Consider the following 20,226-nt stretch of genomic DNA (forward strand, 5'->3'; position numbering starts at 1 on the left):
TACAGAATGTAACATAAAGAATCATCTACAAAATGTTCTATCTAAATGGCATTGGAAACGGGCTTCGCAACTCCGAGTGCCTCCCCTCCCCACGAATTTCCCCGTTTTTTCAAAACAAAACTTTTTTACCAAAAAAACTACAACACTTTGGAAAGAAACTCCTTCGTCCTTTCCTCTCGAGGATCCCCAAACAGTTCTTTCGGATTTCTATCCTCAAGAATCACCCCATCATCCATAAAGAGCACTCTGTCACTGACTTCTCTTGCAAAACCCATCTCATGAGTAACCACCAGCATGGTCATGCCTTCTTTTGCAAGCTCCTTCATAACCTCAAGAACCTCTCCGACCATCTCCGGATCAAGAGCTGATGTCGGCTCGTCGAACAGAAGCACCTGGGGATTCATTGCAAGGGCTCTGGCAATGGCAACCCTCTGCTTCTGTCCGCCTGAAAGCTTTCCTGGATAGACATCAGCTTTTTCTTCAAGTCCGACTCTTTTCAAAAGAGCCCTCGCCTTCTGATCAGCTTCCGCCACATTCCATTTGCCAAGGCGCACCGGCGCAAGGGTGATATTTTTCAATACTGTCATATTTGGAAACAGATTAAAATGCTGAAAAACCATTCCCACATTTTCCCTGAATTTATCTACATCCAGCTTCGGATCCAGAAGCTGCTGTCCGTTTACGGTGATCTCGCCTTCCTCCGGTTTTTCCAGAAGGTTCAGACAGCGCAGAAATGTAGATTTTCCGGAGCCGGACGGACCGATGATGCAGATACACTCACCCTTGTTTACGTGAGTTGTGATTCCCTTTAATACGTGTACGTCCCCGAAGGACTTTTTCAGATTTTTAACATCAATCACTTTCTCTCAGTCTCCTTTCAAATCTCTTCAGCAGAAGGCTCAGGCACTTCACGATCAGATAATACATGATACCTGCAACGATCAGCGGTATGAACATCTGATAAGTACGGGAAGAAACATAGCTTGCCGCTTTTGTCAGATCCATGATACCCACATAGCCCAAAATAGAAGTCTCCTTGATCAGCTGGATAAACTCATTACCCATTGCCGGAAGGATGGTTTTTACAGCCTGCGGAATGATAATGAAACGCATGGTATCCTTATACCCAAGGCCCAGAGAACGACCAGCCTCGCTCTGCCCCTTGTCTACAGATAAAATACCTCCGCGGATAACCTCGGAAACATATGCACCGCTGTTGATACCGAAGCTGACCACTGCTGCCACATATCCCAGCCTGCTGTGGAACACTGCAAAATAGATGATCATCAGCTGAAGGACTGACGGTGTTCCACGGATCACATCAACATAAATATCCGCGATCGTGGAAAGAATGGTTCTTCTGCCTTTTTTCGCAGCTCCAAGACGTACCAATGCCACTACAAGACCGATCAGGATACCTACGATCACTGACAAAAGGGAAACGATCAGCGTAATCCCAAGACCGTTAATATAAAACTTCCAACGATTATCCTGAAGGAAAATAAAGCTTAAAAGTCCCAGAAAACCATCAGTTGCTGCTACATCTGTCACATCCTCGCTGTTTTCAAGTGTGTCCACAAAATACTTCTGATAAAGATCATCATATTCCCCGGATTTTTTTACTTTTGCAAGCCCGTCATTGATGATCTGGACAAGCTCTGTGTTTCCTTTTTCAATGCAGAAAACCGTATCCTCTGCTGTACTTGGCACGGACTCATACTGCAGGTCTGAGTTCTGTTTGCAGTAGATCTCAGCCATGATATTGTCGATCAGAACTGCATCTGCTCCACCGTTTTTCAGCTCCATGACTGCACTGGAAGCGTTTTTAAATCTTTTTACTTTGGCATCCTTAACTTCACCGTAATCAGTAGTCTCGCCGGATGCGATCATATCACTCTGTGCACCCTCCAGAACTGCAACGGTTTTTCCGGACATCTCCTCAAAATCCTTGATCGGATTATCCTTACGGCTGATGATGCACTGTGTACCGGTGTAATAAACATCGGAAAAATCAACGCTTTTTTTACGATCCTCCGTAGGTCCGATCCCGGCTGCGATCACCTGTACATCACCAGCCTCCATGGAACCCATCAGGGAATCAAAGGGCATATCCTTCCATACCAGCTTTACGTTTTCTTCCTTGGCGATTGCCTCCAGAAGATCGTAATCAAAACCTGTAATATTTCCATTATCATCCAGGTATTCAAACGGTGAATACTCTGCGTTCGTTCCTATGACGATGGTCTGCTGTTCTGCCGCTTTTACTGCCACTGCACTGCTGAAATACACCGGCAAAGCCATGATCATACACAGTACAAAACAGATAAGAGCTCTGCTTTTTCCATTGCGTCCCATTATTTTCCCCTCCTGCTATTCATATTTTTTTCCGTAGCCAAAAGCACCTTCCATGCCACAGATGCCCGCTGCAAAAGCAGCTGCCTCTTCAAGACTTTCACAGATCGCGGTTTCCTCCGCCATGCCGTTTTTCATTCTTCCGATATACCCGGTAAGGAAAGATGCGATCAGTGAATCCCCGGCGCCAAGAGTATCTTTTACTTCCGTAAGCGGCGCTGCCGGCTGTCGGTAAAAATTCCTTCCGTCATAAAGAATGCAGCCCCTGGCTCCTCTGGAGGCCATGGCAAGCTTCGGCCCCATGGAGATGATCTTTTTCAGATGCTCTTCTGCCTCCTGGTCGGTTCCGTCAAAGGAGCAAAATGCGTAAGTAACCTCCGGTGCTGTTTTTTCATAATATTCCTCTGTGGAATCATCAGAAAAGTCAAAAGAAACCGGAATTCCCGCCTCTTTGATCTTATGCAGCTCTTCCTCCGTAAAAGAGTAATTTCCGCTATGTACCACATCAAAGCCTTTCATATATTCCAGATCAAAACGATCAAGGATATACGGTGTTTTTCCACGGATACCACCATCATTAAAATCCAGGAACTCACGGTCTCCGTCTTTTAATGTGATCCTGGAATAACCGTTCTCGCCGTGCAGCTGTCTGCACTTTACGGTTTCCACGCCGATTTTTTCCAGTGTATCCATGATCAGTTCTGCTCTGTCGTCATCTCCGAAATATCCCATATACGCTGTTTTTTCACATCCGGCCATCTTTCCGTAAACACTGACGTTTACGCAGTTTCCGCCTGGATACATGGTTTTCAGATGATCATAGATATCCACTACATTGTCTCCGAAGCCAAGAAGCTTTGTACTGTATTTACTCATATTTTCCCTTTCTCTGTGCACAGGCACAGCAGCACCTTTAGTACTCTACAACGCCCATATATCTTCTCATATCCAGCGGATGACGGCGTTTATCCTGGAGAGCGGTACGGTAAACGGTCGTCATAGTGTAGAACAGCATCGGGGTAAAATATTCCACACAGCTGTCATCAATTGCTTCCATACCAAGCTTATCCGCATCGATCACTTCGTATTTCTTTCCGTATTTTTCAAGGAAAGTCAGCACACGCTCATCCATCATACGGTTTCTGCCCCTGCTCATCATAAGGATATAAAGATGATCCTCATCCGTTACCTCAAACGGTCCGTGGAAATATTCCGCACTGTTCAGATAACCGCAGTCCATCCACTGCATTTCCTGAAGTGAGCAGATCGCAAAGCCATATGCCTGAGAATAGGAGGCTCCTGATGCCATGATATAAAGGTTCGGTTCCTCTGAATATTTTTCTGCAAAAAGCCATGCTGCATTCTGCTGATCCTTCACTGCAGCTGCAATAACATCATCGATCTTTTCAAAGCCTTCCCCGATCTTATCGTAAAGCTTATATCCCGGCTCCTGTACCTTCATCAGCTCATTAAGAATACGAAGTACGATTCCCTGAGGCTTCTCTGCTTCCTTTACCCCCGGTGCCCAGTCGTATACAACGGAGATCCATTTATCGGTATCACATGGGGAACCTGGCGCATGTGTCATTGTAACAACAGCCGCACCTGCATCCATTCCTGTTTTTGCTGCCTCCAGACACTCCTTTGTCTTGCCACTGTGGGAGCAGATGATCAGAAGACTGTCTTTTCCCAGCTTCTTCGGCGGTGTCAGTGCAAACTCTCTTGCAGGGATCCACTGTGCATCCATCACTGCGGATTCCGCACGGACAAAATAATATCCCGGATACAGATCCACAAGAGATCCTCCGCATGCAAGAAAATACACATTTTTGATTGTTCCATGCTCTTTGTTGATCTTATTTACGATTTTTACTGCGTCCATTTTCATCCTCCGGTTTTCGTGGAAATTCGTCTGAGAACCCTCTGAATCCATTGAAAATACAGGTTTTTTCGGATTTTCAGATGAATTTCTCCTTCTTGTACTTTTGCATTTTACCTTTTTGAAGAATATAACATATTATAACGTTATAGTAAAGAGTATATTCATGATTTATGATTAATTATTCATCCAATATACCTTCTGACGCACTGCAGAGGTTTGTCCCTTACTGGACAAATACATCCGCACTATAGTAAAATATCTTTTATGAACAACCTCAGAAAGGATATTTTCATGTTAAATAAAAATTCGATCCAGCCGCTTTACAAGCAGCTTATGGATATCATCACCCAGCAGATCAAAAACGGTACTTATAAGCCCGGAGAAAAAATCCCTCCTGAGCCGGAGCTTGCCGATCTTTACCATGTCAGCCGGATCACTGTCCGACGTACCGTGGAGGAGCTTTGCACACAGGGCTATCTTATCAAGCATCAGGGAAAAGGAACCTTTGTAAAATCCCCCATGATCTTCCGGAAATTTGAATCCCAGAAAAATATGAGCTTTTCCGAATCCTGCCGTCAGAATGACCGGATTCCGGAATCTCACGTACTGTCCTTCTGCAAAAAACCTGCGAACAGCGTAACCTCTGATTTTCTGCAGCTTACTTCGGATGAGGAAGTTTTTTTCCTGGAACGTCTTCTTCTGGCTGACAGTATTCCGGTTATTGATGTTCACACCTGGCTCCCCACACGGCTTTTCCCGGATTTTGATCCGAACGCTGTAGAAAACGGTTCTTTTTTTGAATATATCAAAAACACCTACCGCTGTACGATCGCAGAATCCAGCCGCAGCACTATTTCTGTTACTGCAGCCTCCCCGGATATGGCAAAAACTTTGCGTCTGTCTTCCGGCGATCCCGTGCTGATCCTGGATTCCTATATGGAAGCTCCTGATGGAAAACCGCTTTACATCAGCCGTGAATACATTGCAGGTTCCCGCTATACGATTTCATTTTGAAGAATCAAAAAACGGCACAGAAGCGTTATGCTGCCAATACAGCAGCATACACCTCTGTGCCAGTGTTTATTTATCCAAAAATATTACTGTTCACTCCGTTCTCTGCAACACACTTCGCGATACACAAAATTTATCCTTTATCTTTTCAAGACTCCGATCCATCACTGCCTGTCATCTGTGCCTCAATAGCTTTTCCAAGGCGGTTATAGATCGTCACCGCATCCTCCACATGGAGTGGGCTTCCAGTATTTCCCGATGCGCCTGCCGTTACCAGTATGTATTCCCTGTCGTAGATCTCTGCAAAGCTTGCAAGACATAGACCCGCCTCGCTGGTATATCCTGTCTTGCCGCCCAGGATCTTGCCACCGGTAACGGAAGGGTCAGAAAGATTTTTGAACATGGTGCTGTAATATGTGATCCCGCTAGGATGGATATTCGTCACTCCTGTGGAATGCCGCGGACTCTCAATGATCTCTCTGAACGTATCGTTCCGAAGTGCATACCTGAGCAGCACCGCAATATCTCTCACTGTACTGTAATGATCCGGATCATGAAGCCCTGTCGTATCACAGAAATGTGTACCATTCATTCCAATCCTCTGTGCCTTCTTATTCATCAGCTCCACAAATCCATCCCTGGAACCGCCTACGGTATCCGCCAGTGCGATACAGCACTCCGCACCGGATGGCAGCATGGCACCATAAAGAAGGTCGATGGCCCGCACGGTCTCACCGGGCTGAAAGCCTGCCTGGGTGGCATCCTGCTCATAAAGCCCCTGGAACATTTCCTGGGTCAGAGTGATCTCCTGATCCAGATCATCCAGGTTCTCAATAGCCACGATCACCGTCATGATCTTCGTCATGGAAGCCGGATAGATCTTCTCATCGCCCTTCATATTTCCGATGATCTTTCCGCCTTTTACCTGCATCAGCACTGCGTAGGGACTGTTGATACCGCTCATCTCAAGCTTACGGACAACCGGTCTCTGCAGAGACTCCATCCAGTCACCTACCCCTTTATTCCAGCCGATGATCACTATAAGTGTCAGGATCACGATAGCCTCTACCACCAGGCAGAGTATCATTTTTATTTTGTTTACCTGTTTTTTTATTTTCTTCGCTTTACGCTTTTTTGATCTCAATTTATACTCCCTGTTCCGACAAATTCATCTGTAAGTTTTACTTACAGAAACGTTTTCCCCATCTTTTTTATATTAACATGATTATTATTGTCTTCTGTAAAATCTATATGAAAAAGCTCTGATGAGCTTTCGGTCTGTTACAACTCTGTTTGTGCCTTATTGTAGGATTTTTGCCCCAAAAAATCAAGGTGTATAAATGTATAAAAAAATACCCCATACAAAGTTTCCTCTGTACAGGGTATTTAAAATTTATTACTGAGCTAATTTAATCGGGTTAAGCTTAACACCAGGTCCCATTGTCGGAGCGATTGTAACGCTCTTCAGATACTGACCTTTCAGTGTGCTAGGTCTAGCCTTTGTGATAGCTCCCATAAGCGTCTGGAAGTTGTCGCTTAACTGCTCCTCGGTAAAGGAAGCCTTTCCGATCGGAACATGGATGATGTTGGATTTGTCAAGACGATACTCGATCTTACCTGCTTTAATGTCGTTAACAGCTTTTGTTACGTCCATTGTTACAGTACCAGCTTTCGGGTTTGGCATTAAACCTTTCGGTCCAAGTACACGACCAAGACGACCTACAACGCCCATCATATCCGGTGTTGCAACTACAACGTCAAAGTCAAGCCATCCCTCGTTCTGGATCTTCGGAATGAGGTCCTCAGCTCCTACGAAGTCTGCTCCTGCTGCCTTTGCCTCTTCTGCCTTAGCATCTTTAGCAAATACAAGTACACGAACTTTTTTACCTGTTCCGTGTGGCAGAACAACTGCTCCACGGATCTGCTGATCTGCGTGACGTCCATCGCAGCCTGTACGGATGTGAACTTCGATGGTCTCGTCGAACTTAGCTACAGCTGCTTTTTTAACAAGGCTGATAGCCTCTGGTGCATCATATAATGTTGCGCGGTCTACTGCTTTCGCAGCTTCCACATATTTCTTTCCTCGTTTCATTTCTATAACCTCCTGTGGTATTTGCGGGGAAAAGCCCTCCCACTTGAAAATTTCACTTTTTCTACGGGAACCCCGAACTTAAGCTTCGGTATTTATTAGTCTACGACTTCGATTCCCATACTTCTTGCTGTACCGGCGATCATGCTCATAGCAGCCTCGATGGATGCTGCATTGAGGTCTTTCATCTTCAGCTCAGCGATCTCCTGAACCTGTGCCTTAGTAACTTTAGCTACTTTGGTCTTGTTCGGTGTACCGGAACCAGATTTGATGTTTGCAGCTTTCTTAAGAAGAACTGCTGCCGGCGGAGTCTTGGTTATGAAGCTGAAACTTCTGTCAGCGTAAACAGTGATGACAACCGGGATGATAAGATCTCCCTGATCAGCTGTTCTTGCGTTGAACTCCTTAGTAAACTGTACGATGTTTACACCATGCTGTCCAAGAGCCGGACCTACAGGTGGTGCTGGAGTTGCTTTACCAGCCGGAATCTGTAATTTGATATATCCTGTTACTTTCTTTGCCATTTTCGGCACCTCCTATGTGGTATTGGCGGGGGTGTGTCCCTCCCACTTGCTGTTACCTTGTTTTTGAATTACTCAGCTTTTTTGATTTCTGTGAAACTTATTTCTACCGGTGTTTCACGACCGAAAAGCTCAACATTGATCGTTACCGTCTGTTTCTGCATGTTGATACCTGTGATCACACCTGCGGTATCTTTCCATGCACCACCGGTAACGACTACCATGTCGCCCTCTGCGAAGTCCACTTCGATATCCGGTTTCTGGATACCAAGCGGCATCATTTCCTCTTCTGTAAGAGGCACAGGCTTTGATCCCGGTCCTACGAATCCCGTAACACCGCGGGTATTACGGACAACGTACCAGGTATCGTCATTCATCACCATATTGAGAAGCACATAGCCTGGAAACATCTTTTTCTGAACCTGTCTTGAGGTTCCGTTCTTCATCTCCACTACATCCTGCAGCGGAACACGTACCTCCAGGATCTGGTCTTCCAGGTGTCTGTTCTCGATCGTCTTTTCAATGTTGGCTTTTACCTTGTTCTCATACCCGGAATAGGTATGGACAACGTACCATTTTGCTGCTTCTGACATATAATCACCTTGTCCTTACTTCATTAAGAAATTAATGAATTCCAGAATTCCGGAATCCATTACACTGATAACCACTGCCAGGATGATCGTGATGATCACGACCACAACAGTCTGCTTTGCCAGTGTGGGACGGTCTGTCCAGACAATCTTCTCAAATTCTGACTGAAGTCCCTGAAACCAACTTTTCTTCTGCGGCTTATCCTCAGATTTCTGTTTTTCCATAGCATAACCTCACAAATCTCTGTGATTACTTTGTTTCCTTGTGCAGAGTGTGTGTATGACAGAACTTACAATATTTCTTGGTCTCCATTCTCTCAGGATGGTTCTTTTTCTCCTTCGTCATATTGTAGTTACGCTGCTTGCACTCGGTGCATGCTAATGTAATCTTAACGCGCACAACTTCCACCTCCAGTGTTTTCATTTGCATGGTCTTCTATGCCGCCCGGAACGTATATCCGTCGTCATTTTCGGGCATAAAAAAAAGACCTAACTTCCATGTCGCTCGTCAATTTTATCACAGAGCAGGTGTGCAAGTCAAGCCTTTTTCGCTTAAATATAAAGAATTTCACAGATTCCGTACGGACGTCTCAAGTGCGCAAACCCGATTCTGCTTCGCTGCATTTCGTTTTCGGGACGTCGCCCCTGTACAGAAAGTAATAAGAAGACCCTTATGTGCAGGCACAACATGTATTCTTCTGTCTTCCTGCGCACTTTCAACTGATAAGCAAGCGGTTAAAAGTAGTCATAACCACCGTGGATATCCACCACACTGCCGTTCATATATCCGTTAGACAGCACTGCATAAGCCATATCCGCCACTTCCTCCACAGTTCCAAACCTGTGGAGTGCGATCTTCCGGTTGATACGGTCATAGCTCTCCTGGGTGCGGGCGCTGTGCCACGGAGTTTCGATGAAGCCAGGTGCAATGGCGTTGACTGTGATGCCCTTTGGCTCAAATTCCTTTACCAGGGATCTTGTCAGGAAATGGATGGCTGCCTTGGTGACTCCATATACAAGGGAGGAAGAATACGCCTGCTGTCCTGCATAGGAACCGGTAAAGAGCACACTGCCGCCCTCTACCATCATGGATCTCAGCTCTTTTACCATAAATACAGGTACGGAAAGATTGGTGTTTACGATCCGTGTCCACTCCTCAAAGCTGTAGTCTTCATATTTTGCGTAGGTACTGATGCCGGCATTGCTTACAAGCCAGTCAATATGGTCTGTCTGCTTTTTCAGCTCCTCCACAAAAACCATCATCTCTTCATAGGAAGACATATCTGCCTTTATCAAAGTCACCTGAGATCTTTTTTCCTCAGGAAGGCTCTCCTGAAACGACAGTGCCTTCTTCTCATCATGTCCATATGTTACGAAGATCCTGTCAGTTTTTGCTGACTCTGCCAGGATCTTTTCGGCGATCCCTCTTCCGATTCCAGAGGTACCGCCTGTGATCACAGTTATTTTTCCCATTTTACAGCTCCATCAGTTCATCAAATATCGGTTTCGGTATATAAGGCTGCTGATTGTGGATCGGCTCACCCAGACAAGTCTTCGGGTATGCGTAGGTTCCATGCTCCAGCATGATCTCCAGAAGCTCCGGTCCGTTCTGCTCCAGGAATCCACCGGCATATTTTTCCACGTCTTCTCCCTGGATGCGCTTTGCAGGAATTCCGTAAGCCTGCGCCACATCTGTAAAATCGCAGGACGAGAATCCGCTGCCATCGGAGGTATCCGCATATACACAGTCAAAATAATCTCTCTGAAGATGACGGATCATTCCCAGAGCCTCATTATTCATTACGATCATCTTCACTGGGATATTCTCACGCTTCACCCACTGCAGCTCCTGGATATTCATCTGGAAGGCTCCGTCTCCGCAGATACATGCCACCGGCTTGCCGGTAGCATAATAAGCTCCGATAGCCGCCGGAAGTGCATATCCCATAGCACCATGTCCGCCGGAAAAAAGTGTCTTCTGCCCCTGCTGATTGTGGAAGGACTGATAGCTCCAGACCATATGCTGTCCCACATCCACAGCAACCGCTCCGGTATCGGAAAGCTGATCACTCAAGTATGCGATCATGCGGTTCGGATAACGCTGCGGTGTCTCATCGTCCACTTTCCAGAGTTCCTTACGGATCTTCTGGCAGACAGCAAGCCATTCCTCATAGGAACCGATCTGTGCCTGCTGCTCTGTCAGCTTACGCACCACAGTCTCTGCGCTGACGCAAAAGCATTTCTCACCTTCTCTTCCCTCATGGATCTCTCTTTGAAGATTATAAGGATCAATATCCACACGGATGATTTCGGCATTCTTCGCAAACTCATGAACCTTAGTACCAATCTGACGGGTACACAGGGAAATTCCAAAGCAGAGCAGAAGGTCGCTTTTTGCATTGGCGATCATATTTGCATACCGGTGTCCGTAAGCACCTCCGATGCACCCGAAGTTCAAAGGATCATCAAAGCTCAGTGCGGACCGGGCAAGTACGCTTGTGATCACCGGAATGTGATGGGCACGCGCCAGATCTGTGAGCATTTTTTCTGCTTCTCCGGAAGCTCCGTGACCGATCATAAATACCGGCCGTTTTGCAGTCCTGATCTTATTCAGAATATATTCTGCCGCCTCTGCTCCATCAGAAGAATCCGCCTTTGCAACTGCATCCCTGTAAAAGGCTGCCCCGTTTTCCGGATCATTTTTTCCATATACAGCTGTCTCGATCTCTTCCTCGGAAAATTCCATATCATAAACCGGATCTTCCACCTCGCCTCTCTGCACGTTCATGGGAAGATCGATAAGAACCGGTCCCTTTCGATCTGTATTGGCGATCTGCCATGCAAGATTCAGTTCACGAACGATATTTTTCGGATCACGGACCTGCACCGCGTACTTGGTTACCGGCTTTGCCATGGAAACCATATCGATCTCCTGAAAGCCCTGCTGACGAAGGCCTGTAATACCGGAATATTCATAGGTATTCAGCTGTCCGGTGATAAAGATCACCGGAAGAGAATCGAAATACGCATCTGCCACACCGGAAAGCAGATTGGCAGCTCCCGGACCACTGGTGGCATAGGCACAGCCGCAGGCATTCTTTGCCTGAGCATAACCGCAGGCGGCAAAAGCAGCTCCCTGCTCATGATAGCTGGAATGACTTCTTACATGGGGATTCTTCTCAATGGAATCTACCAGATGTGCGATCATGGTTCCCTGGTATCCAAAGAAATCATGGATCCCTTTTTTCTGCAAAAATTCCACAACATAATCTGTAAGCTTGACCTTAGACATATTTTTTTACCTTCTCCATATACGAGATCCTTCCTGTTTTTTCCAGATACTTAAGATACAGGTCAAAAACCTCCGGATCTGTTTCAAATGCTTCTTCATATTTCAGGCAGCGATCATTCATCCTGGTATATCCTGCAAATGCTTTTTCCAGTTCCACATAATCTTCATTTTTGAAGAGATTCCGGATATAGCTGAGCTTTTTGCGATAAGCTAGTGCACAGGTATATTTTTCCCCGCAGAATTTTGCATAATCCCAGCACTGTGCAAGATATTCCCGGTAATTCATTCCAAACTGCCTGCGCTTTTCCCTTTTCTTCCTGACAGAAGCAAATTTCTTCAGTTCCTTTGACTGCTGCAGAAATTCCTCGCATGGGATCAGTGTGCTGCACACCACCAGCGAGCCGGGAACATAGTTTTCCATTGACTTATTTCGATAATTTTTGCCGTAGGCCCGGGTGAGATAGCTGTCTGTGTTTCCCGGGACCATAAAGGATTCTCCTCCAAGCATTGCCTCCCCGGGATTTTCAAAAATATGCGCAGGAAAATAAAGATTCTGGTCAAAATATCGGAGTACATATGTTTTTGCGCCATCCTGCGGCTGCCGGAGCAGATCCCGGAATATGCTCTTTGCCAGCCAGCCTCGTCCGCAAAGGGAAAGGACTCGCACCATCCAGATACATCCCAGCTCACGCCGGTTCCGCCACTCGCCTTTTTTTCCGTAGATTCTTTTCCATCCCTCTTCGCGCATACGGTTCCAGAGATATTTTCCCTTTGGACCATATTCACACTGCAGCGGAAGGATATTGATCCCCAGTCCCGGATGTTTGTATTTTCCATACTCGTCCAGCTTATAAAACAATGTATCTTTATCTGTATAACGCAGAAAAAATCCGGGGAAACGGCTGTTATTCTCCATAGATTCCAGAGCTCTGCGCAGCTCCGGTTCTTCGTCAAAGATGTTTTTAAACCGGGCCATATCACCGGTCTTCATATAAATATCATTGCTTGCCGGATTCATGGGAAAAGGGCGCTCCGTTACCGCACAGAGGGTAAGATACGGAGAAAGATAATATGTGATCTTATTTTTTCTGCATATGGTATCTATTTCTTTTAGAAGTTCCAGTACTTTCTGCTGTTCTCTGTTCAATACACTCTGCCTCGTTTCTGTTGATCTGTCATTACAGGATCCGCTTCAGAAGCTCCTGAAGCTCCTCCTGACTTTTATACTTATCCAGCCAGCTGTTCAGAAATTCTGTCACGTCTGCCTTCTTTGCGAAAAATCCGGTACGCCGGCTTCCATCGTAAAGATCCTCCAGGAAGATCCTGGAAAGCTCATTTTTTATATAGGGATGCGGCTCATGATCCAATGCCAGGAAATAATTTTCGAAGGCTTCCCGGGTACGCCCCTGTTTCTTCCGGATATCTCCCAGAAGCTTGTATACCTCTCCCTGCCATTCCTTATGAACCAGAAAGCTGCGGATCTCCTCTGCCAGATATTCCATCTCGCCCTCTTCCTCACTGCACAGGATCCTGGTACGGCCCTCTGCCAGTGCTTTGGGATAGCCGAATCTCTGCCATGCACAGGTAAGTGCCTCTTTGTACACTGGCTCCTCAAGGGTTCCCTCCCTTGGAGAATTACCGGTGATCCCCAGTTCTTTGCAAAGCTCTCTCACCAGCTCTTCCAGCTCCCCTTTTGTACGGACGGAAGATACCTTCGCAAGATAAAGAGCACCTCTGATCTCCTCATCCTCCGGCATCAGTCTGCTCCAAAATTCCATCAGAGAGAGTGCTTCTGATCTTCTCTGGCTTCCAAGCAGATCACGACAGTCCCGGATTGCCTGGGACTTCTGTTTTTTCAGGAATTTATCCAGTTCCAACTGCACAATGCCATTATTGGTGCATTCTCTGGCTTTCAGATACTCTGCCATTGCTTCGTTCCGGAGGCCCTTTTTCCAGAGAAGATCCCCCTTATATTTCATAAAATATCCATCTTGAGGAAATACTCTCTGGCAGTAAGACAGAAATTTCTCCGCTTCTGAAGCATTCTGCGGTCCTTCCAGGCGCTCCATCACAAACCGGCATTTAAATTTCAGAAATCCCGGAGCATCCGGATATTTTCTGAGAAGATCATCCACAATCGCCTCTGCTTCCTGCATTTCTTTAAATTCATAGTGGCTGGCTGCTTTTCGGAAACGTCGGATATCCTCCACTGTCTGCTCCATTTCCGGAGTAAGATGATCCATTTTCTTGCGTACCTCGTACATACGGTATGCCTTGGAAACACGCTCCTGATAGATCAGTGTCAGCATGGCCGCCTGAAAAGCCTCATCCTCCAGCGGGATCAGGACCGGATGATAGAACGGACGGATCCCCTTAAAATCCTCACGCCCGATAAACTCCATGCTGAGCTGTACACGGTAATACTCCTCAAAGATCTCACCAAGCACATCATATCTTCTCTCTTTCAGCAGGGTCTCCGCTGTTTTTTCGGATCTCATCAGTCGGGCAGACACATCCCGGGCTACAACACCGGCTTTGATCCTTCTTCGTCTGTCATCCTGTTTATGGTCTCCCTTTGCCATAAGAAGGCAGTAGAATTTACGGAAAAGCATCTGTCTGCGGATACGTTTTTTGTCGATCCTTGGCATATATTCATCCCGCACCTCCTGATAGCTGGCGCCCGGAACATCAACAGACTCATGAGATTCTCTTTCCCCATGAGGTGGTATATAGGACCATTCGTCCCCGTAATGCCAGATCAGATAATCACTGGTCCTGTGAGGGATCATAACCTTTTCGCCCTCGAAGTCCATATATTTTACAGGGAACATCATATCCTTGTCAAAAAGAAACGGGCAGCCTCCCCATCGCATGGCATAGCGGCTGCACTCCTCTTCTTTATAAGAAAACATGATCTTCTCCAATTTCTTTAAGGTTCTGTCCTTTCCGCAGAAGGTATAGCGGAAAAGCCAGTACAGATACCGCCAGGGAGAAATTTCCCATCTGACTCCCACGACCATGCTGATATTCAGAAGTTCCGTATAGATCATCATATGGTCCCGGTATTTCTCATACTCACGGTCATCATCCGGAATAGGATCCAGAGTCAGTACGTCAATGATCTCACCAGCCTTGTCGTCTCCTATGATCTGATGCTTGTGGATCGCACAGGTATCCGTACTTCCGTAGCGCGGAAAACCGTTGGTATAATTACGGTCCACTTCTGCACAATAAACCGCCCGGTTCGGCGGCATCTCGTTCTGACATATTTCTACAAATTTATCCCAGTCACTTTTGGGCATGTAAATGTCCACATCATCGTCCCATGGGATAAAGCCTTCATTTCGAAGAACACCGATCAGAGTACCTCCGGCCATTACATATCTAAGATCATGCTTTTTGCAGATCGCGTCAACCTCCCGGAAGAGCTGCAAAAGAAGCTTCTGTTTTTCTGTCATCTGTCAACCTCTTTGATTAATTATTTTCAAAAGCTCAGCCAGAGTTTCTGATTCTTCATAAAAAAATCTCGTACATTCTGTCCGTCTGTCACGGATCATGATGACCAGCTCCTGAAGCAGATAGCGAAGACCATTTCCCTCAAAATTAAAGCTGTAGCGTTTTAGGAATTCCTGACCTTCTATTTTGGCTTCAAAATATCCGGTATTCCACCAGTCACCGGGTACGGTGATACGCCCCCTGGTTCCGATGATCGCAAGCTCGTTTTCCACATCCACCGTTGTTCCGATCTCAATGGTCGCCAGTGCCCGGAGATACTTCATCGTGATCATATCATAAATAAAGCAGCCGTCACTGCTTTTCACCGCATTGCTCTTCACCTCCAGGTAATCCTTACCGAGAAGCTTGATGCATGCACACAGCGCCTGGCTGACTGTTTCGCTGAAATTTTTTCCGCCCTCAAAATCATCCTGTGAAATCGCGCATTTTACAGCTACCACATCTCCCACAAGCGCTCCATGTGTCAGCCAGACAAGCTGTGTAAACGCGCGCAGATAGACCATGGTAAGCTTCTCTACCAGAACAACCTGATGTGCCTTTGCCAATGCAAACAGCTCTCTTATCTCTTCCGGCTCCAGAGCCATAGGCGTGTCACTGATCACATATTTATCACATTCCAGTGCCTTTCGGATATAATCTGCCCTGTTTTTCAGACCGGATCGGATATAAATGATATCCAATCCTTCCAGAAACTGCTCGTAATCTGTACCATAAGAGTCAAGTTCGTATCTGTCACAGAATTCTCTCGCAACAAAAACGTCCTCGGAATACACACTTTCTACATGCAGTCCGCTGACATACTTGGACTCCATCACCATTTCGTTGTCCTCTGTATCATCCGTAACAATGCCCATGCTGTAGATCATACCCTCACTTCTGAGCTTGGTACTGGAAATATTTTTGGTACGTTCCAGATAAACGACCTCACAGTAATTCTTCAGATAATCAAATTTGCCACGCCAGTCCGAACCGACTACCAGAAGGTCGATATTGTATTTTGTAATGTCATTTAGCTTCTGCCCCTGATATTCCTCTACAATGATCTCATCCGCAAAACCAGTCTTGCGGACATTTTCGATACGCTTCAGAAGGCTGTCCTGTACATTCAGCTTGCCGCGTTCGATATCATAGCTTTCACTGGTGACACCCACAACAAGATAATCCCCCAGCTCCCTGGCTCTTTTCAGAATATTGTAATGTCCCTGGTGGAACAGATCAAAGGTACCGTAAGTAATGACTTTTTTCATTATTAATTTAATCCTGCGCTTTCTCTTCTTTATTTTTCAAAAGCACTTCCATTTCCCCCTGCGGTTCTGTGATCTTTAATATATCATCCAGGTCCTGGAGCTGCTCAAATTCCTGTGGAGCTCCGGCATCATCCATGCCTTCCTCCATCTCAAGATCCTCATCTACAAAGAAATCCTCGCCACGGATTTCTTCCGTCTCTTCTGTCTCATGTTCCAGTACAACCGCCACATCGTCCTTCACCTTACGTGCATCCTCCTCGTCCAGAGTTGCCGCAAGCTCCTCAATGGCTTTCTTTCTTTTCAGTATGATCTCATAACGGTCATCTTCATCATATTCATCCTCAAGTCCTTCATCCTGCACCTGCCTCTCACGTTTGAACAGAATAAATGTAAGCAGGTTCAGTACCCCTCCGTAGAGGAAAGATACCGGCTTGCTTCCAAGGATCAGCACAAGCACCCAGGATACTCCGAAAAGCACCCAGACATTCAGCATCTGCGGGATGCTGAGAAGAAGCAGGCCGTTGAGTACGATCATGATCGGATAATGGAAAAAATAAATCCCCATGGTATTTCTTCCAACAAAGGTAACCGGCAGCTTCACATCCGGGATCAATGCCAGAAACGTCAGCACCAGCACAAAAGATACCAGATACATCAGAATGCGGATCAGCATTCCTGTGATATCATCCATTCCCGATAACTGATACGTATGATTCCCACGGAAAATATCTACCGGGATCTCATTGGCGATCATAAAATTCGGAACTGCATACAAAAGCAGGGCTGAAACCAGGAGCAGGATCCATTTACCCTTGAATTTACGGACCACGTCTGTGTAATCACTCTTCCACAGATAGCCTGCCACAAAAAACGGAAAAAATACAACAATCCTGGAGCTTGAAAGATAGGTTGTAAATTCCGGTCTTGTTCCTGCCCACAATGCAAAAATAATGCTCAGAGGCACGATAAAACGTATCTTGCCAAGTGCTTCGATAGTCAGCCTGTAGATAAACAATGCCAGCACATACCACATAACTGTTCCGGACGGACGGAGCAGCTCATAATCCATGCTTCTGCCGGTCCAGATATAAGCATACCAGGTCAGACTGTATCCAAGAATATAAGGGATCAGCAGATTCTTCACATTCTTCAGTACATCCTGTGGCTTCTTGGAAAGATATCCAGATATAAAAATAAAAGCAGGCATGTGAAAAATGGTGATCCCATACCATACATAACGCACCACCATGTCCACCTTGACCAGCTGAAATGCGATCAGATGATTAAATACGACAAGAAAGATCAGTACTACTTTAATGTTATCGACCAGGTAAGAATACGGAACTCCCTGGCTATCCGTTCTCTGTTTCATTTGTTTCCACCTTGTAATATTTGATAAAAGTATGAATAAATAATAACATATATTTATGAATTTGGAAATAAAGAATTAATATATGTCAGAATTATTCACCTCTTCCAGAATTTTTCAACGGTATTTCCATATCCCGTGGAGCGCATAGGAAACAAAGAAAAACAGACTCTTCAGCGGACCATATCCCACATACCGATACACCTGATAAGTCATTGCCGCAGACTTCAGCTTATTTCTGGATTTTCCCCCTTCACTGAGCCGGTATTTCAGGTAAGGTCTGTTGATCCCTGCTGCAAATCCTCCCTTTCTCAGGATCCGGAGCCAGGTAATGTAATCTTCATGGCTGTCATCATGCTCCATTGGAAACGCAAGTGCATCTTCTCTGCGCAGCAATACGGAAGAACAGTTGATGCTGTTATGCTTCAGAAGCTCCCTGTATGTGATCCGTTCCTTTACCGGAATATATTTGCCGGTAGTGCGCCCATCCGGCGTCATCAGCTCTCTTCCGGTGGAGCAGATCGCACAGCCGGTCTGTTCCATAACCTCTGTCTGGGCTTTCAGCTTGCCCTTTTCCCACCAGTCATCCGCATCCAGAAATGCGATATATTTTCCCCGGGCTTCCTTTACGCCCCGGTTTCTAGAACGGGCAGCCCCCATATTCTGTTCATTTTGGATATAACGGATCTTTCCGCTGTCCATATATTTCATTACAGCAAGTTCTGTGCCGTCTGCAGAACAGTCATCAATGACCAGCACTTCTACCGGAACCTCCTGTCCCAGTGCTGATTCGATCGCTTTTCCAATATATCTTTCCCCGTTATATACGGGCATCACTACGGAAACCAACGGCTTTTCCATAAAAACAACCTCCGTCCTCTCTATCCACAAAATGCGCGTCAGGATGATCTGCCGCAGCCTGACACGCATTTCGTTTCGTTACTTATTTTTTGTCTTCGGAATCCTTAAGAGCGTTCTTCTGATTATCATCCACGCCCTCGGAAACTTCTTTCTGGAAAAAGATCTTTACAGTCATAAACAGAAGCTTGATATCCAGAAGGAATGAATAATTTTCAATATAAAACAGATCCAGCTTCAGCTTATCATACGGTGTGGTGTTATATTTGCCATATACCTGAGCATAACCGGTCAGTCCGGCTTTTACCTTAAGACGATAGTGGAATTCCGGGATTTCCTGCTCATATTCCTGCATGATCACATCTCGTTCCGGCCGTGGACCTACCAGAGACATATCACCCATAAACACGTTAAACAGCTGGGGAAGCTCATCCAGATGCAGGTTACGCAGAACATGTCCTACCGGTGTGATACGGGAATCGTGCTTGGACGCAAGACGTGCTCCGTTCTTCTCGGAATCCACACACATGCTTCGGAATTTCCGGATGCGGAATTCCTTTCCCTGATAGGTAAGACGATCCTGGAGATAAAATACCGGACCGCCGTCATAAGCCTTCACCGCAATGGCAATGATCAGCATGATGGGTGAGGATACGATGATCCCAAGTCCGGAAACAATGATATCCAGAACTCTCTTGGCTGCACGCTGCTCCATGGAAAGTCCCTGATTCCTGCACATCAGAAGCGGCGTATCAAACAGATGGATCCTGTCTGTTCCAAGCAGGATGATATCGGAAATCTTCGGGCTCATATAGCAACGGATGGAATGAGAAAAACAGTATTTCAGATACCTGTTTCGGATCTGGGACGGAAGATCCCAGATGATCACGCCTTCATAATCTTCCATCATGGCATGGATCTTCTCTTCGCCCTCACGGATATGAACCTTACCGCTGATATCGTATTTATCCTTTCGGGTGTTCATCTTGTGGATCACATCACCGGGATCACGGTCTCCGTAGATCACCAGCAGCCTTCTGGCTCCGTACAGTCTGGAGTAAATATACCTGGAGCCCCAGATCCACAGTACCGTCACAACAAGCTGGACTCCGGTCATTTCGATCACCGGTCTGGCCGACATAAACCATCTGTTGATCAGTGTGATCTGAAAATACGTCACAACATTGGTACAGATCGTTGCCAGCGTCAATGAATAAAATACATCGATACGCTTCAGATAGCCTACCTTCAGACCTCCGTAAAGCTTGGCAAACATCAGATAGATCAGCGCATAGATCAGGATCATTACCCAGTTACCTTTTCTCCAGAATGGCTTCAGGATCAGGTCACTGTAAAAATCATACCATACATAAGCAAAGATCGCTGCCTGTGCGATCACGATCAGACTTGCCAGACAAAATACCACAAATCTCTTATAATCTTCTCTTTTACTTCTATTCACAGATTTTTCTTCCTTCCTGAGGAGTAGATATTAACTT

19 protein-coding genes are annotated in these 20,226 nt (G+C 46.0%); 1 reads left to right on the top strand and 18 read right to left on the bottom strand.

Going from position 1 to position 20,226, the window contains the following annotated elements; genetic code table 11:
• Positions 1-137: 137 nt before the first annotated feature.
• From NE671_RS14540 to NE671_RS14555, 4 genes are read right to left on the bottom strand one after another with little or no spacing between them, the layout of a single operon-like run.
• Entirely contained in the window at positions 138-860 is a 723-nt protein-coding gene (locus tag NE671_RS14540) for an amino acid ABC transporter ATP-binding protein (protein WP_021651269.1), read from the bottom strand.
• Positions 853-2,355, bottom strand: a complete 1,503-nt coding sequence (locus NE671_RS14545; protein ID WP_092073601.1) for an ABC transporter permease subunit — start codon at positions 2,353-2,355, stop codon at positions 853-855. The genes NE671_RS14540 and NE671_RS14545 overlap by 8 nt, the downstream gene beginning before the upstream one ends.
• A 15-nt stretch (positions 2,356-2,370) precedes the next feature.
• Entirely contained in the window at positions 2,371-3,228 is an 858-nt protein-coding gene (locus NE671_RS14550) for a PfkB family carbohydrate kinase (protein WP_114001933.1), read from the bottom strand.
• 37 nt (positions 3,229-3,265) lie between these two features.
• The gene (locus NE671_RS14555) at positions 3,266-4,234 is read right to left on the bottom strand and encodes an SIS domain-containing protein (protein ID WP_173740327.1); all 969 of its coding nucleotides are present in this window, start codon (positions 4,232-4,234) and stop codon (positions 3,266-3,268) included.
• Positions 4,235-4,525: 291 nt separating this feature from the next.
• Here NE671_RS14555 and NE671_RS14560 point away from each other — a divergent pair, with 291 nt between their 5' ends.
• Positions 4,526-5,248, top strand: a complete 723-nt coding sequence (locus NE671_RS14560; RefSeq protein ID WP_161206338.1) for a GntR family transcriptional regulator — start codon at positions 4,526-4,528, stop codon at positions 5,246-5,248.
• Positions 5,249-5,393: 145 nt separating this feature from the next.
• On the opposite strand, the gene NE671_RS14565 is transcribed toward NE671_RS14560, so the two are convergent.
• From NE671_RS14565 to NE671_RS14630, 14 genes are all read right to left on the bottom strand, one after another.
• Positions 5,394-6,389: a D-alanyl-D-alanine carboxypeptidase family protein gene (locus tag NE671_RS14565; protein WP_330576364.1), complete on the bottom strand. Its 996-nt coding sequence runs from the start codon at positions 6,387-6,389 to the stop codon at positions 5,394-5,396.
• 252 nt (positions 6,390-6,641) lie between these two features.
• Entirely contained in the window at positions 6,642-7,337 is a 696-nt protein-coding gene (rplA, locus tag NE671_RS14570; protein ID WP_015525334.1) for a 50S ribosomal protein L1, read from the bottom strand.
• A gap of 95 nt (positions 7,338-7,432) precedes the next feature.
• A complete protein-coding gene (gene rplK, locus NE671_RS14575) occupies positions 7,433-7,858 on the bottom strand; it encodes a 50S ribosomal protein L11 (protein ID WP_015525333.1) in 426 nt (141 codons plus the stop codon).
• Positions 7,859-7,926: 68 nt separating this feature from the next.
• On the bottom strand, positions 7,927-8,448 hold the full coding sequence (gene nusG, locus NE671_RS14580) for a transcription termination/antitermination protein NusG (RefSeq protein WP_015525332.1): 522 nt from the start codon (positions 8,446-8,448) through the stop codon (positions 7,927-7,929).
• A 15-nt stretch (positions 8,449-8,463) separates the two neighbouring features.
• Positions 8,464-8,670 carry a preprotein translocase subunit SecE gene (gene secE, locus NE671_RS14585; protein WP_015525331.1) on the bottom strand — a complete coding sequence of 69 codons (207 nt, stop codon included), beginning with the start codon at positions 8,668-8,670 and terminating at the stop codon, positions 8,464-8,466.
• A 25-nt stretch (positions 8,671-8,695) separates the two neighbouring features.
• The gene (rpmG, locus tag NE671_RS14590; RefSeq protein ID WP_044961412.1) at positions 8,696-8,845 is read right to left on the bottom strand and encodes a 50S ribosomal protein L33; all 150 of its coding nucleotides are present in this window, start codon (positions 8,843-8,845) and stop codon (positions 8,696-8,698) included.
• Positions 8,846-9,180: 335 nt separating this feature from the next.
• On the bottom strand, positions 9,181-9,918 hold the full coding sequence (locus NE671_RS14595) for an SDR family NAD(P)-dependent oxidoreductase (RefSeq protein WP_015525329.1): 738 nt from the start codon (positions 9,916-9,918) through the stop codon (positions 9,181-9,183).
• A 1-nt stretch (position 9,919) separates the two neighbouring features.
• Positions 9,920-11,737, bottom strand: coding sequence for a thiamine pyrophosphate-binding protein (locus NE671_RS14600; protein ID WP_256164118.1), 1,818 nt, complete (start codon positions 11,735-11,737; stop codon positions 9,920-9,922).
• Positions 11,730-12,884 carry a LicD family protein gene (locus tag NE671_RS14605; protein WP_178016224.1) on the bottom strand — a complete coding sequence of 385 codons (1,155 nt, stop codon included), beginning with the start codon at positions 12,882-12,884 and terminating at the stop codon, positions 11,730-11,732. The genes NE671_RS14600 and NE671_RS14605 overlap by 8 nt, the downstream gene beginning before the upstream one ends.
• Before the next feature lie 31 nt (positions 12,885-12,915).
• Entirely contained in the window at positions 12,916-15,195 is a 2,280-nt protein-coding gene (locus NE671_RS14610; RefSeq protein ID WP_256164121.1) for a LicD family protein, read from the bottom strand.
• A 3-nt stretch (positions 15,196-15,198) separates the two neighbouring features.
• Positions 15,199-16,500 carry an adenylyltransferase/cytidyltransferase family protein gene (locus NE671_RS14615; RefSeq protein ID WP_256164122.1) on the bottom strand — a complete coding sequence of 434 codons (1,302 nt, stop codon included), beginning with the start codon at positions 16,498-16,500 and terminating at the stop codon, positions 15,199-15,201.
• A gap of 7 nt (positions 16,501-16,507) precedes the next feature.
• Positions 16,508-17,872 (bottom strand): acyltransferase family protein, encoded by a 1,365-nt coding sequence (locus NE671_RS14620; RefSeq protein WP_256164123.1) that lies wholly within the window; start codon positions 17,870-17,872, stop codon positions 16,508-16,510.
• A 114-nt stretch (positions 17,873-17,986) separates the two neighbouring features.
• Entirely contained in the window at positions 17,987-18,730 is a 744-nt protein-coding gene (locus NE671_RS14625; protein ID WP_059086347.1) for a glycosyltransferase family 2 protein, read from the bottom strand.
• An 82-nt stretch (positions 18,731-18,812) separates the two neighbouring features.
• Positions 18,813-20,189: a sugar transferase gene (locus NE671_RS14630; protein ID WP_022427091.1), complete on the bottom strand. Its 1,377-nt coding sequence runs from the start codon at positions 20,187-20,189 to the stop codon at positions 18,813-18,815.
• Between the last annotated feature and the right edge of the window lie 37 nt (positions 20,190-20,226).

Origin of the sequence: Blautia sp. DFI.9.10 (genome assembly GCF_024461705.1) — a bacterium.
Classification (GTDB): domain Bacteria; phylum Bacillota; class Clostridia; order Lachnospirales; family Lachnospiraceae; genus Blautia_A; species Blautia_A fusiformis.